General features: G+C 48.1%; 12 protein-coding genes, 1 other RNA gene and 1 other annotated feature. Of the genes, 11 read left to right on the top strand and 2 right to left on the bottom strand.

All coding sequences use genetic code 11. The annotated features are described in order from the left end of the window. Positions 1–68 precede the first annotated feature (68 nt). From G9F50_RS07585 to dtd, 6 genes are all read left to right on the top strand, one after another. Positions 69–566, top strand: coding sequence for a cation:proton antiporter regulatory subunit (locus G9F50_RS07585; protein WP_165406529.1), 498 nt, complete (start codon positions 69–71; stop codon positions 564–566). Between the two features lie 62 nt (positions 567–628). After that, positions 629–955, top strand: coding sequence for a LapA family protein (locus G9F50_RS07580; protein WP_003152709.1), 327 nt, complete (start codon positions 629–631; stop codon positions 953–955). Positions 956–1,010: 55 nt separating this feature from the next. Next, the gene (gene recJ / locus G9F50_RS07575) at positions 1,011–3,371 is read left to right on the top strand and encodes a single-stranded-DNA-specific exonuclease RecJ (RefSeq protein ID WP_031378915.1); all 2,361 of its coding nucleotides are present in this window, start codon (positions 1,011–1,013) and stop codon (positions 3,369–3,371) included. A gap of 5 nt (positions 3,372–3,376) precedes the next feature. Next, positions 3,377–3,889: an adenine phosphoribosyltransferase gene (locus G9F50_RS07570; RefSeq protein WP_003152714.1), complete on the top strand. Its 513-nt coding sequence runs from the start codon at positions 3,377–3,379 to the stop codon at positions 3,887–3,889. 157 nt (positions 3,890–4,046) lie between these two features. Next, entirely contained in the window at positions 4,047–6,251 is a 2,205-nt protein-coding gene (relA, locus tag G9F50_RS07565; protein WP_060562669.1) for a GTP diphosphokinase, read from the top strand. Between the two features lie 12 nt (positions 6,252–6,263). Next, complete coding sequence (dtd, locus tag G9F50_RS07560; protein WP_007408194.1) at positions 6,264–6,707, top strand: D-aminoacyl-tRNA deacylase; 444 nt, start codon at positions 6,264–6,266, stop codon at positions 6,705–6,707. Positions 6,708–6,733: 26 nt separating this feature from the next. Here the strand turns inward: dtd and G9F50_RS07555 are convergent, their stop codons facing one another. Next, a complete protein-coding gene (locus G9F50_RS07555) occupies positions 6,734–8,296 on the bottom strand; it encodes an N-acetylmuramoyl-L-alanine amidase family protein (RefSeq protein ID WP_060562668.1) in 1,563 nt (520 codons plus the stop codon). Between the two features lie 130 nt (positions 8,297–8,426). On the opposite strand from G9F50_RS07555, the gene G9F50_RS07550 reads away from it, so the two are divergent. The 5 genes from G9F50_RS07550 (at position 8,427) to G9F50_RS07530 (ending at position 13,111) form a co-directional block, all read left to right on the top strand. After that, on the top strand, positions 8,427–8,597 hold the full coding sequence (locus G9F50_RS07550; protein WP_020956141.1) for a YrzK family protein: 171 nt from the start codon (positions 8,427–8,429) through the stop codon (positions 8,595–8,597). Between the two features lie 60 nt (positions 8,598–8,657). Then, positions 8,658–8,890: a binding site (T-box leader), on the top strand. Between the two features lie 63 nt (positions 8,891–8,953). Continuing rightward, positions 8,954–10,228: a histidine--tRNA ligase gene (gene hisS / locus G9F50_RS07545; protein ID WP_007612829.1), complete on the top strand. Its 1,275-nt coding sequence runs from the start codon at positions 8,954–8,956 to the stop codon at positions 10,226–10,228. A 14-nt stretch (positions 10,229–10,242) separates the two neighbouring features. After that, positions 10,243–12,021 (top strand): aspartate--tRNA ligase, encoded by a 1,779-nt coding sequence (gene aspS, locus G9F50_RS07540; protein ID WP_007408199.1) that lies wholly within the window; start codon positions 10,243–10,245, stop codon positions 12,019–12,021. 62 nt (positions 12,022–12,083) lie between these two features. Beyond that, a non-coding RNA gene (gene ssrS / locus G9F50_RS07535) (6S RNA) lies at positions 12,084–12,275 on the top strand. Positions 12,276–12,346: 71 nt separating this feature from the next. Beyond that, the gene (locus G9F50_RS07530; RefSeq protein ID WP_015240289.1) at positions 12,347–13,111 is read left to right on the top strand and encodes a tRNA threonylcarbamoyladenosine dehydratase; all 765 of its coding nucleotides are present in this window, start codon (positions 12,347–12,349) and stop codon (positions 13,109–13,111) included. Between the two features lie 115 nt (positions 13,112–13,226). On the opposite strand, the gene G9F50_RS07525 is transcribed toward G9F50_RS07530, so the two are convergent. Beyond that, the gene (locus tag G9F50_RS07525) at positions 13,227–14,495 is read right to left on the bottom strand and encodes a replication-associated recombination protein A (RefSeq protein WP_060562667.1); all 1,269 of its coding nucleotides are present in this window, start codon (positions 14,493–14,495) and stop codon (positions 13,227–13,229) included. Positions 14,496–14,551 lie beyond the last annotated feature (56 nt).

Genomic DNA, 14,551 nt, shown 5'->3' with positions numbered 1-14,551 from the left:
TGCATTTGCTATAATGACATACGCTTACATAATCAATCATCATTGTAAAAACATGTAGGAGGGTTCTTATGAACGTTCGTGAGTCGGAGCTTCCGGGCATCGGCCAGAAAGTAGAAGTCATTACGAAAAATCACGATAAAATCAGTATTATTCTTCATGATGACGGCAGAAAAGAGCTCTATTACTTCGATGAGAATGATCATGACGAATGCTTGGCATCCGTTGAATTTAACGACGAAGAGGCGAGGCAGATTTCCGCTATTTTAGGCGGGATGATGTATAAGCCGAAAGCGCTGGAATCTGTGGAAGTCGCGCTTGATGACCTCGTCATTGAGTGGTTTAAAGCCGAATCTCATGCACCGGCTGTCAGCCGTACAATCGGAGATTTGGAGATCAAGAAACATTACAACGTCCAGATTATTGCGATCGTAAAGAAAAACCGGCAAAAACAGCTGAGCCCCGGCATTGATACCGTAATTGAAGAAGGGGACACCCTCGTCATATCGGGAGAAAGAAGCGGACTGAAAAAGCTGGTCCGCGAGCAGTTGACGGCCCGGATTTCCTGAGGGCCGGGGTTTACTCCCGGGAAAATGGGGGAAAAGATAAGAAAATAATTGGGGGCAGACGCATGAATAAACAATGGACTATTATATTCGCTTTACTATTTACTCTGATTGTCGCCATCTTTGCTGTCATTAACGTGCGGGCGGTTGAGGTTGATTATCTGTTCGGAACCGCTGAATGGCCGCTGATTTTAGTCATTTTAGGCTCTGTGTTAATGGGAGCGCTGATCGTGTTTTCAGCCGGTATCTTTCAAGTGATGAAACTGAAGCGCGAAATTAAAATGCTGCGGAAAGAAAACAGATCCGCAGGTGAATTGACGGCTGATTCGGACGGCAAAAAAACAGCCGCGCCGCCGGAAGAAATGCTTGAAGAGAAAAAAGGATCAGAATAACATTTGAAACCCCTCAGTCCGCTCTAGTATAATAGGGTGGTTGAGGGGTGAATTTATGTTAGCGTCAAAAATGCGCTGGGAAATCCAGCAGCCGGATCAGGAAAAAGTCAAATCACTCACAGAACAATTGGACATAACACCTCTTGTGGCATCACTGCTTGTAAAAAGAGGTTTTGATACTGCCGAAAGCGCAAGGCTGTTTTTACATACAAAGGATGCAGACTTTTATGACCCGTATGAATTAAAGGGAATGCGGGAAGCAGTTGATCGGATAAAACTGGCGGTTTCTCAAGGGGAACCGATTATGATTTACGGAGATTACGATGCAGACGGCGTTACAAGCACGTCAGTGATGCTGACGGCACTCAGACAGCTGTCGGCGGACGTTGACTTTTATATTCCCGACCGTTTTACAGAAGGCTACGGCCCGAATGAACAAGCTTTCCGCTCCATAAAAGAGCGGGGATTTTCGCTGATCATTACAGTGGATACGGGAATCGCCGCCGTCCATGAAGCTGAAGTCGCAAAAGAGCTGGGCTTAGACGTCATTATTACCGACCACCATGAGCCGGGACCCGAGCTTCCTGACGTATTTGCGATCATCCACCCGAAGCAGCCGGGATGCGGCTATCCGTTTAAAGAATTGGCCGGCGTCGGTGTGGCGTTTAAGCTTGCCCACGCGCTTACGGGTTCTTTGCCGGAAGCTATGCTGGACTTGGCGGCAATCGGTACGGTTGCAGATCTGGTGCCTCTTCATGATGAAAACAGATTAATTGCGTCACTCGGAATTGAAAGGCTTCGGACGACAAATCGGCCGGGCCTCAAAGCTCTGATTAAGCTTTCCGGCGGAGATATCGGACAAGCTGATGAGGAAACGATCGGATTTCAGGTCGCACCGAGGCTCAATGCCGTCGGAAGAATAGAACAGGCCGATCCCGCCGTTCACCTGCTGATGACCGAAGATCAGTTTGAAGCGGAGGAACTGGCTTCGGATATTGACCGGCTGAATAAAGAGCGGCAGAAAATGGTGAAAACCATGACCGAAGAGGCTGTTGAAATGGTTCAGCAGCAAGGCGGAAACCCGTCTGCCATTGTAGTGGCAAAAGCCGGCTGGAATCCGGGAGTCGTCGGTATTGTCGCATCTAAGCTGGCTGAACGTTTTTACCGTCCCGCTGTTGTGCTTGGAATAGATGAGGAGCAGGGAATCGCTAAAGGGTCGGCGCGAAGCATCAGGGGCTTCAACCTTTTTACGAGCCTTTCACAGTGCAGAGACATTCTTCCTCATTTTGGCGGGCATCCGATGGCGGCCGGAATGACGTTGAAGGCTGAAGATGTGGCGGAATTAAGGGACAGGCTGAATCAAATGGCTGAAGAAACCCTGACGGAAGAGGATTTTATTCCCGTTCAGGAGGTTGATCTTGTCTGCGGCGTTGAAGACATAACCGTTGAAAGCATTACAGAATTGAATATGCTGTCGCCGTTCGGCATGCTTAACCCTAAACCGCATGTGATGGTGAAAAATGCCGTGCTTGATGATGTGCGCCTGATCGGAGCGAATAAAAACCACGTAAAAATGACGGTGAAAAGTGATTCCGCCGTCCTTGACTGCGTCGGCTTTAACAAAGGAGAGCTGGAAGCCGGAGTTGTTCCCGGATCAACGATTTCCATTGTCGGCGAGATGTCCATTAATGAATGGAACAACAGAAAGAAGCCCCAGCTGATGATTAAAGACGCTGCGGTGCCGGAATGGCAGCTTTTTGATATCAGGGGCAAGCGGACGTGGGAAGACACGGTCACCGCGCTGCCGAAGGAAAAACGGGTGCTCATCAGCTTTAACGAAAAAACCGCTCAGAAGCTCCGTGCAAAAGAGCTGTCGGGCGAGCTGGCCGGGATCACATCGGAATCCGAGGCGGAAGCTCTCCAGCTTGACGGAAAATATGCCGTTTTTCTGGATGTGCCGCCGTCAGCGGATCGCCTGCAGCATTTGCTTGACGGAAAGAAGCCGGAACGGATTTATTTTGTTTTTATCAATCATGAAGAACATTTCCTGTCCTCATTTCCATCGCGGAATGATTTCAAGTGGTTTTACGCATTTCTCTTGAAAAGGGGCGCTTTTGACTTCGGCAAGCATGGTTCAGAGCTTGCGAGACACAGAGGATGGTCAATTGACACAATCAATTTCATGACAAAGGTGTTTTTTGATCTCGGTTTTGTTAAAATAGAAGATGGTGTGCTGTCTGTCGTGAGCGGCGCGAAAAAACGCGACCTGGCAGATTCGCAAACCTATCAGGTAAAACAGCAGCTGATGGAATTAGACCAGAAGCTCAATTATTCCGCAGCCCATGAGCTGAAGGAATGGCTGAATAAGCTGATGAACCAAGGTTCAGAAGCTTATGAAAGTACGAGGAGGACATAGAACAGATGGATCTTAAAAAATACGTAACAATTGTGCCCGATTACCCGAAAGAAGGCGTACAATTTAAAGATATTACGACATTGATGGACAAAGGCGATGTATACCGTTACGCCACTGACCAAATTGTTGAATATGCAAAAGAAAAAGAAATTGATTTAGTTGTCGGGCCTGAAGCGCGCGGCTTTATTATCGGCTGTCCGGTTGCATACGCTCTCGGAGTGGGCTTTGCGCCGGTTCGGAAAGAAGGAAAACTTCCGCGTGAGGTCATTAAAGTCGATTACGGTTTGGAGTACGGAAAAGACGTACTGACGATTCATAAAGATGCAATTCTGCCGGGACAGCGCGTGCTGATTACTGATGACTTGCTTGCAACAGGCGGCACGATCGAAGCAACAATTAAGCTGGTCGAAGAACTGGGCGGCGTCGTAGCCGGTATTGCGTTCTTAATCGAGCTTTCTTACCTTGACGGCAGAGACAAGCTTGACGATTACGATATTTTAACATTAATGAAATATTAACCGCATATGGAAAAAAGCACTCGTGTCAGGGTGCTTTTTTCCTATTATTTCATCATCCTGACAGATTCTTTAGGTGTTTTGAACTTCTGCCCTTTACATCTCTCGTTTTTTTCTTGATAATAAACTAATACAGTTTACATTTAAAAAAGGTGATTCCATGGCGAACGAACAAGTATTGACTGCCGAGCAAGTAATAGATAAAGCGCGCACTTATCTGCCGGAGGAGCAGATTGCGTTTGTTGAGAAAGCTTACCTGTATGCGCAAAACGCGCATCGCGAACAGTACCGCAAATCAGGTGAGCCGTACATCATTCATCCGATTCAGGTGGCGGGGATCCTCGTCGATCTGGAAATGGACTCTTCCACAATTGCGGGCGGATTTCTGCATGACGTGGTAGAGGACACGGATGTCACCCTCGACGACCTGAAGGAAGCATTTTCTGAAGAAGTGGCGATGCTTGTCGACGGCGTGACGAAGCTCGGTAAAATTAAGTATAAATCTCAAGAGGAGCAGCAGGCGGAAAACCATCGAAAAATGTTTGTCGCTATGGCTCAAGATATCAGAGTCATATTGATCAAGCTGGCGGATCGCCTTCACAATATGCGGACGTTAAAGCATCTTCCGCAGGAAAAGCAGCGGAGAATTTCAAATGAGACGCTGGAAATTTTCGCTCCGCTGGCCCATCGGCTCGGGATTTCAAAAATCAAATGGGAGCTGGAAGACACCGCTCTCCGTTATTTGAATCCTCAGCAATATTACAGAATCGTCAATCTCATGAAGAAAAAGCGCGCGGAACGCGAACTTTATGTCGAAGAGGTTGTCAATGAAGTGAAAAAACGCGTCGAAGAAGTGAATATCAAAGCGGACTTTTCAGGACGTCCGAAGCACATCTACAGCATTTACCGCAAGATGGCGCTGCAAAATAAACAGTTTAATGAAATATATGATCTGCTCGCCGTCCGTATTCTTGTCGGAAGCATTAAAGACTGCTACGCCGTCCTCGGCATTATTCATACGTGCTGGAAGCCGATGCCGGGCAGATTCAAAGATTATATTGCGATGCCTAAGCCGAATATGTATCAGTCGCTGCATACGACCGTAATCGGGCCTAAAGGCGATCCGCTGGAAGTGCAGATCAGAACGTTTGAGATGCATGAGATCGCTGAATACGGGGTGGCCGCACACTGGGCATATAAAGAAGGCAAGGCTGCAAACGAAGAAGCGACATTTGAGAAAAAACTGTCCTGGTTCCGTGAAATTCTGGAATTCCAAAACGAGTCTACCGATGCGGAAGAATTTATGGAATCGCTGAAAATCGATCTGTTTTCTGACATGGTATACGTATTTACGCCAAAAGGCGATGTCATTGAACTGCCATCAGGCTCTGTGCCGATTGATTTTTCCTACAGGATCCACTCGGAGATCGGCAACAAAACAATCGGGGCGAAAGTGAACGGAAAAATGGTGACGCTTGACCATAAGCTCCGGACGGGCGACATCGTCGAGATTCTGACGTCCAAGCATTCATACGGTCCGAGTCAAGACTGGGTCAAACTGGCGCAGACGTCCCAGGCGAAACACAAAATCCGCCAATTCTTTAAGAAACAGCGCCGTGAAGAAAACGTCGAAAAAGGCCGTGAACTTGTCGAGAAAGAAATTAAAAATCTTGATTTTGAAGTGAAAGATGTTTTAACACTCGAAAATCTTCAAAAAGTTGCCGACAAGTTCAATTTCTCAAATGAAGAGGATATGTACGCGGCGGTCGGGTATAACGGCATTACCGCTCTTCAGGTGGCCAACAGGCTCACCGAAAAAGAACGGAAGCTGCGTGACCAGGAAGAGCAGGAAAAAATCGTTCAGGAAGTCACTTCCGAGCCAAAACATTATCTGCAAGGGAGAAAACGGGAAGCGGGTGTGCGCGTAAAAGGCATTGACAACCTTCTCGTCCGCTTGTCGAAATGCTGCAACCCGGTGCCGGGCGACCATATCGTCGGTTTTATTACAAAAGGGCGCGGTGTATCCGTTCACCGGGATGACTGTCCGAACGTCAAAACGAATGAAGCGCAGGAACGTCTGATCCCCGTTGAGTGGGAGCATGAATCACAGGTTCAAAGACGCAAAGAATATAACGTTGAGATTGAGATTTTGGGGTATGACCGTCTCGGGCTTTTAAATGAGGTGCTCCAAGCCGTAAATGAGACGAAAACCAACATCTCCTCTGTCTCCGGCAAATCCGACCGCAATAAAGTCGCTACGATTCATATGGCGATTTTTATTCAAAACATCAATCATCTGCACAAAGTGGTCGAGCGGATTAAGCAGATCAGAGACATCTATTCAGTCCGCCGGGTAATGAACTAAAAGGAGCTTGCTATGAAGTTAGTTGTTCAGCGTGTAACAGAAGCGAGTGTGACGGTTGACGGCGCTGTCGCCGGCCGGATCGGACCCGGTATTATGGCGCTTGTCGGCATCACTCATGAAGATACAGAAGAAGATGCCGCTTACTTGGCGGATAAAATCGTGAATCTTCGGATTTTTGATGATGAAAGCGGCAAGATGAATTTATCGCTTTTGGATACGGGCGGGGAGATTTTATCCGTTTCCCAGTTTACGCTTTACGGCGAAACGAAGAAAGGGAGACGCCCGAATTTTATGAATGCGGCTAAACCGGATCAGGCTGTGCTCCTTTATGAAAAGTGGAACGAACTCCTTCGGGAAAAAGGAGTCAAAGTGGAAACCGGAATATTCGGAGCCATGATGGATGTTCAGCTGACGAATTCCGGGCCGATTACATTGATTATGGATTCTAAACAATAAAAAAGCTGCCGTTCGGCAGCTTTTTTTTATGATTGAAAATAATGTTCCAATCCGCTTTCAATTCCGTCTGTCACTTTTTCCTGATACGAGCCGCTATGTATGATTGTTTCTTCTTGCGGTTGACTGAGATAGCCGAGCTCATACAGCATGGCAGGCCGTTTATTTTCCCTCAGGACGTAATAATCGCCAAACAGAACGCCGCGATCCGGGATAGGGGAACGCTTCACTACTTCAGAATGGACGTCTGAGGCAAGCTGGCGATCCTTAGACGGGCTGTAATAATAAGCCGTGCTTCCCCGTGTTGACGTATCGGCATAGCTGTCATAGTGAATGCTGATAAAGGCATCCGCATTCCGGTAATGAGAGGTTGAAACCCTAGCCTGCAGGCTGATAAAAGTATCATCCTGTCTGGTGATATACACGTTTGCACCGGCCGCTCTCAATTTTCCGGCTAACAGCTTAGCTGTTTTAATCGTTACGTTTTTTTCAAACTTTCCGGAGTAGCCGATCGTTCCGCTGTCTTTTCCTCCGTGTCCGGGATCAACGACGATCGTTTTGTTTTTAAGTGAGCCGCTGCCGCCTGACGTGTTGGGAGAAGGTGCTTCGCCTGTTTCCTCACCGCTTTTTGACGTTTGTACGACCCAGTCTGCCACATATGCGGTTTGTCCGTTCTCAAGCCGGACTTCATACCATTTGCCGCTTGAGCGGACAATCGGGTAGGCTGCGCCTTTATCTGCTCTTTTTACGATAGAAGCGGAAGTCGAGGCCGAGCTCCTTAAGTTGGTGCCGCCGTAAACAATATACGCTTTTTTCGAGGAGCCTGAGCCCGCAGAACCGTCTCCCGAGCCGGATGCGCTGTCCGATGAGTCAGAATCCTTTATGATGTAGTGGCTTGCTGCCCAGCCTTTTTGCCCGTTTGCTTCAATTTTCAGCCAGCCGTGGTCTTCACTTAAGATGGAAACCTTTGTTCCGCGTGATAATTTAGTCATAATCGCTGAATCATGTGACGCTGCACTTCTGACATTCAATGAAGAAACGCCGACAGTCCCGTTTTTTGACCCGCTTCGGGCCGAAGTTGCTTTCGTATCCGATCCGCCGCTGTCCGCGGTGACGTATTCGGAAGAAACCCATCCGGTTGTGCCTTGATAAGAAATGTTCACCCATCCGCTGTTCTTGTCCAGCACGGATGCATGTGCGCCTTGCGGAAGTTTGCCGATGACTTCATATGATGTCCCCGGGCCTTTTCTGATGCGGAGGTCAGGATCGGTGGAAGTGACCGTTCCGCTTGTTGCGGATGAATGGTCTGCTCCTCCGGCTGTTTTTGATATCAGCCAGGAAACGACCCATCCGGTTTTACCGGGGCTCAGCTGAAGCTGCACCCAGTCTCCCTCTTCTTTAGCGATCGGGTATCTTTCCCCTTTTTTTACTTCAGCCTTAATTCCATAGCTCAGGCCGGGACCGCCTCTGACATTGATCTTGTCTGTCGCGATGACCGCTTCTCCCTCTGCGGCGATTGCGGTGTGGAATGACGGAAGAAGCGCTGTGATGATGACGCCGCATAAAATAAGAGCAAGAGTTCTCTTCTTCATGGCTGTCCTCCTTTCTGAACTAACTAAAATACATTCTTGTATAATATCGTATTTTCCTTGCTGAATGTTAAATAAAAATAAAATGGTTTGTTTATACTAGTCATAAATACAGCGAAAAGGTGTGCAAATCATGAAATATCAACCAAAAATGGGACGCGCGCTGCACGATGCGGAAGGAAATCTGCACTTCAGTGATCAGAGCGATAGAGAAAAGGCGGGTTTTCTTGAAGAGACGGCGACGGAGTTCGGTCTTTTATCGAAAGATGCGGTCGCAAGGAAAAACAGACGGAATAAAACTTGACAGGGGAGTGCAATCCCATTATTATAATAGAAATTGATGTACATAAGTCATGATAACGATTTTGAACCGATAATGGAGAAGAGTAGGTCAGAATGCATGGAGAAGAGAGGAACCGTCCCGGGCTGAAAGCGGATCCGCACTGCATCTTTCTCGAAACAACACTCCGGAGGTTCCCTGCTGAACGCTTTTGCAAGTCATTAGGCAGCGGACGTGAACCTGCGTTAAAGGTCAGAGCGGGGATGCTTCGGCATTCCAACTAGGGTGGCACCACGGGTATAACTCTCGTCCCTACTATACATGTATAGTAGGAGCGGGAGTTTTTTTATTTGAAGAAAGACATTAAGGAGGCCTGTAACATGGCATATCACATTCCAAGAGGCACACAGGACATACTGCCGGGTGAATCAGACAGATGGCAGTTCGTCGAACAAATTATGAGGGAGACGTGCCGCACTTATCAATATAAAGAAATCCGCACGCCGATTTTCGAGCATACGGAATTGTTCGCAAGAGGCGTCGGTGAGTCTACAGATATCGTGCAGAAAGAAATGTACACGTTTGAAGACCGTAAAGGGAGAAGCCTGACGCTTCGGCCGGAAGGAACAGCCGCCGCGGTCCGCGCGTTCAATGAAAATAAATTATTTGCGAACCCGGTGCAGCCGACGAAGCTTTATTATGTCGGACCGATGTTCCGTTACGAACGTCCGCAGACAGGGCGTTTCCGCCAATTCTATCAATTCGGAATCGAAGCGATCGGCTCCAAAGATCCGGCCGTGGATGCAGAAGTCATTGCGCTTGCGATGAGTATTTACCGTAAAGCCGGTTTGAAACATGTCAAGCTTGTGCTGAACAGCCTTGGTGACCAGGAGAGCCGCAAATCCTACCGGGAAGCGCTCGTCAAACATTTTGAACCGCGCATCGGAGAGTTTTGCTCAGACTGCCAGTCGCGCCTGCACACAAACCCGCTCAGAATTCTTGACTGCAAGAAAGACAGAGAGCATGAACTGATGAAAACGGCTCCGTCCATTCTTGATTACTTAAATGAAGAATCAGCCGCTTATTTTGAGAAAGTAAAACAATACTTAAACGATCTCGGCATCCCGTTCGAAATAGATCCGAACCTTGTCAGAGGGCTTGATTATTATAACCATACCGCTTTTGAAATTATGAGCAATGCCGAAGGATTCGGAGCGATTACAACCCTTGCCGGCGGGGGCCGCTATGACGGGCTTGTTGAACAGATCGGCGGACCTGAAGCGCCGGGTATCGGATTTGCGATGAGCATCGAACGTCTGCTGGCAGCCATTGACGCTGAGAAAACAGAGCTTCCCGTCAATCAGGGGATTGACTGCTACATCGTGACGCTCGGAGAAAAAGCGAAGGATTATTCCGTTTCCCTCGTGTACAAACTGAGAGAAGCGGGCATTTCAAGTGAAATCGATTATGAAAATAAAAAGATGAAGGGCCAATTTAAAACAGCTGACCGTCTCGGCGCACGTTTTATTGCGATTTTAGGGGAAGATGAGCTTGCCCAAAATAAAATCAATGTAAAAGACGCGGAAACAGGAGAGCAGCGTGAAGTGGTGTTAGACGAGCTGATACAAGTGTTAAAGGCAGATCAAAAGCAGTGAAGGAGAGGAACGCTATGTTTGGAAGAACATATTATTGTGGCGAGATAACTGAAAAAGCGATTGGCGAAACCGTCAAACTGAAAGGGTGGGTGCAGAAGCGGCGCGATCTCGGCGGCTTGATTTTCATTGATTTGCGCGACCGCTCGGGTATTGTGCAAGTTGTGTTCAACCCTGACGTATCGAAGGAAGCCCTTGCCGCAGCGGAAGCAATCAGAAACGAATATGTGCTTGATATCGAAGGCACGGTTTCTGCCCGTGAAGAAGGCACGGTGAATCCCAACCTGAAAACCGGTAAAATTGAAATCAAAGCTGAAGCGGTGACGGTGCTCAGTACGGCGAAAACGCCTCCGTTTCCGATCAGTGACCAGGCGGCTGACGTTTCTGAAGACGTCCGGTTAAAACACCGCTATTTGGATTTGCGCCGCCCGGCGATGTTTCAAACATTGCAAATGCGCCACCAAGTCACAAAATCCATCCGCCATTTCTTGGATGAAAACGGATTTCTTGATATTGAAACACCGATTTTAACAAAAAGCTCTCCCGAAGGCGCCCGTGATTACTTAGTGCCGAGCCGGGTGCATGAAGGAGAATTTTACGCCCTTCCGCAATCCCCGCAGATTTTTAAACAGCTTCTGATGGTGTCGGGCTTTGAACGGTATTATCAAGTGGCCCGCTGCTTCCGCGATGAAGACTTGCGTGCCGACCGCCAGCCGGAATTTACGCAGATTGATATCGAAATGTCCTTTATGAGTCAAGAGGACATCATGGCTCTGGCGGAAGAGATGATGGCGAAAGTCATGCTTGAAACAAAAGGTGTTGAAGTACCGCTGCCGCTTCCGCGAATGACATATGAAGAAGCGATGAACAGCTACGGTTCCGATAAGCCTGACACCCGCTTCGGCATGCTGCTGACGGACGTGTCAGACATAGTGAAAGATACTGAATTTAAGGTGTTCTCATCAGCCGTGGCAAACGGCGGCGTTGTAAAAGCGATCAATGTCAAAGGCGCTGCCGGCGACTATTCCAGAAAAGATATCGATGCGCTCGGCGTTTTTGCCGGAAATTACGGCGCGAAAGGTCTCGCTTGGGTGAAAGTTGAAGCTGACGGCGTAAAAGGCCCGATTGCGAAATTCTTTGATGAAGAGAAGCAGGCAAAACTGGCTGAAGCGCTTGATGCTTCTGAAGGCGATCTGCTCCTGTTCGGCGCTGATAAGTTTGAGGTTGTGGCTCAATCCCTCGGCGCGCTTCGCTTAAAGCTCGGCAAAGAACGCGGCCTGATTGACGAAAGCCTCTTCAACTTCCTGTGGGTTGTGGACTGGCCGTTACTGGAGCATGACGAGGAAGAAGGCCGTTTCTATGCGGCTCACCATCCGTTTACAATGCCTGTCCGTGAAGATCTTGACCTGATTGAAACGGCGCCTGAAGATATGAAAGCGCAGGCTTACGACCTTGTCTTAAACGGCTATGAACTCGGCGGAGGCTCAATCCGTATTTTTGAAAAAGACGTTCAGGAAAAAATGTTCGGGCTTCTCGGCTTTACAAAAGAAGAAGCGGAGGAGGAGTTCGGATACCTTCTTGAAGCCTTTGAATACGGCGCCCCTCCGCACGGCGGAATCGCGCTCGGCTTAGACCGGTTGGTTATGCTTCTTGCAGGCCGCACAAACTTAAGAGATACGATCGCTTTCCCGAAAACGGCAAGCGCAAGCTGCCTTCTTACGGAAGCGCCCGGCGAAGTGAGCGATGCCCAGCTTGAAGAACTTCACCTTTCTGTCAAAAGAAAAGTGAAACAGTAAAGATCAGCAGTTTGTTTCTTGAAAATCAAAATCTGCTGTGATATGATTTTGACAAGTTAAATAAAGTCCTGATGTGTTAGTTGTACACCTAGTTTTGACCGAACATTTTTTTGATTTGGGAGCCCGCATTTTTAAATGGCGTACATGCCTCTTTTCATTCGTTAAGAGGACTTACAAGATTTAAAAAAGGGCACCCACCTGCTGAGAGCGGGTTCAAAACGAAGGAAAGCTGCAACGGCACAATTGGGACTTTATTTTTTGTGCGCTAAAACCAGCGGCTTTTTGACAAGCCGAGTTTATAAAACCAGAATGTGGAGTGAGGTTCTTGTTACATCAGTTTTCCAGAAATGAGCTAGCGATTGGAAAAGAAGGGCTGGACACGTTAAAAAACAGCACGGTGGCCGTTCTCGGCGTCGGCGGCGTCGGTTCATTCGCAGCCGAAGCATTGGCGAGGTCCGGAGTGGGGCGGATCGTGCTTGTCGATAAAGATGATGTTGACATTACAAACGTAAACCGCCAGCTGCATGCGCTCTTGTCGACGGTGGGACAGCCGAAAACAGACTTGATGAAAGCGCGGATCGCGGATATTAATCCGGATTGCGATGTCGTCGCCTTAAAAATGTTTTATACAGAAGAGACATATGAGCAGTTCTTTGAGCATCCGCTTGATTACGTCATTGACGCGTCGGATACGATTCATTATAAAATTCATCTGATGAAAGAATGTCTGAAACGGAATGTTCCGCTGATTTCAAGCATGGGAGCGGCGAATAAAACAGACCCGACACGCTTTCAGATTGCTGATATTTCAAAAACCCATACCGATCCGATTGCCAAAGTCGTCCGCACAAGGCTTCGCAAAGAGGGCATTAAAAAAGGCGTACAGGTCATTTTTTCTGATGAAAGCCCGATCGTCATCCGTGAGGACGTCAGAAAAGAAGTCGGGAATGATGAAGCGAAAATCCGCAAAGCGCAAATGCCGCCGTCTTCCAACGCCTGGGTTCCGTCAGTGGCCGGTCTGATTATGGGCGGACATGTTGTCATGGAGCTCTTAAAGGACATCGACATTAAACGGGTTAAAGATAAATAAAAAGAAAAACAGCCTTCTTCAGGAAAGGCTGTTTTTTTATTTGAATCCTCCGTTTACACGAAAGATCTTGGTCGGTATCAAAAAAGACAAGCACACATAGGGTGTCCTTGTCCGGTTATTTTTTCTGCTTCATCAGTTTTTCATACACTTGCTTTATGGCGGCTTCAAATTTCCCAGTTTGTTTCGGTTTATAGTATTGCTTGTTTTTTAACGGATCAGGCAAATATTGCTGTTCGACCCATCCGTTCTCGAAATCGTGAGGATATTGATAGCCGATCCCGCGTCCGAGCTCTTGGGCCCCTTTATAGTGGGCGTCTTTTAAATGTTTCGGTACATCGCCGATTTTACCCGTCCTGATGTCTTTGAGCGCCTCATCAACGGCTGAGATGGCGGAGTTTGATTTTGGCGAGAGGCATAATTCGATTACTGCATTGGCCAGCGGAATTCTCGCTTCCGGAAAGCCGATCCGTTCTGCGGTCTGAATCGCGCTCAGCACCCGGGGGCCTGCCTGCGGGCTTGCGAGGCCGATATCTTCATAGGCGATCACGAGAAGCCTTCTTGATATGCTTTCAAGGTCTCCGGCTTCGATCAGACGGGCCAGATAATGAAGGGCGGCGTTTACGTCCGAGCCTCGGATCGATTTTTGGAAGGCAGATAAGACGTCATAATGCGCATCGCCGTTTTTATCATGAGTATAGCTTTTTTTCTGCAGACATTCTTCCGCCGTCTCCCGTGTAATCCGGATCGTGCCGTCGCTTGATTCCTTTGTGGAGAGCACGGCAAGCTCAAGTGCGTTCAAAGCGGAGCGGACGTCTCCTCCGCACCCTTGCGCGAAATGATCCATCGCGTCGTCGTCCACCGAAACGCTGTAGGAACCGAGCCCCCGGTGTTCATCTGTGAGCGCTCTTTTCAATGCCTGCTTGATCAGATCGGGTGTTAACGGTTCAAGCTCAAATATCTGGGTCCGGCTTCTGATGGCCGGGTTAATGGCATGATAAGGGTTGGCGGTCGTCGCGCCGATTAAAATAATCATGCCGTTTTCTAAATAGGGCAGCAGAAAATCCTGCTTTCCCTTATCAAGCCTGTGCACTTCGTCAAGGATTAAAATGACCTGGCCTGACATTTTCGCTTCCTGTACGACAATCTCCATGTCTTTTTTATTATGAATGACGGCATTCAATTTCCTGAATGCGATGCTTGTCGATCCTGCGATCGCTGTGGCGATGGACGTTTTTCCGATGCCCGGCGGTCCGTACAGGATCATGGATGATAAGTGCTTTGCACGCACCATTCTGCCGATGATTTTATCCTCTTTGACCAAATGTTCCTGGCCGATAATGTCTTCGATATTGGCAGGCCGCATCCGATACGCCAATGGTTTCATGAACATCTCTCCTTACATATACAGGGTAACGGAAAACGGACGATTAGAAAAGCGAA

It is taken from the genome of Bacillus sp. EKM206B, from assembly GCF_011066015.1.
GTDB lineage: Bacteria > Bacillota > Bacilli > Bacillales > Bacillaceae > Bacillus > Bacillus velezensis.
The sequence above is the reverse complement of the archived record's forward strand: the minus strand, read 5'-3'. Positions and strand labels throughout refer to the sequence as shown.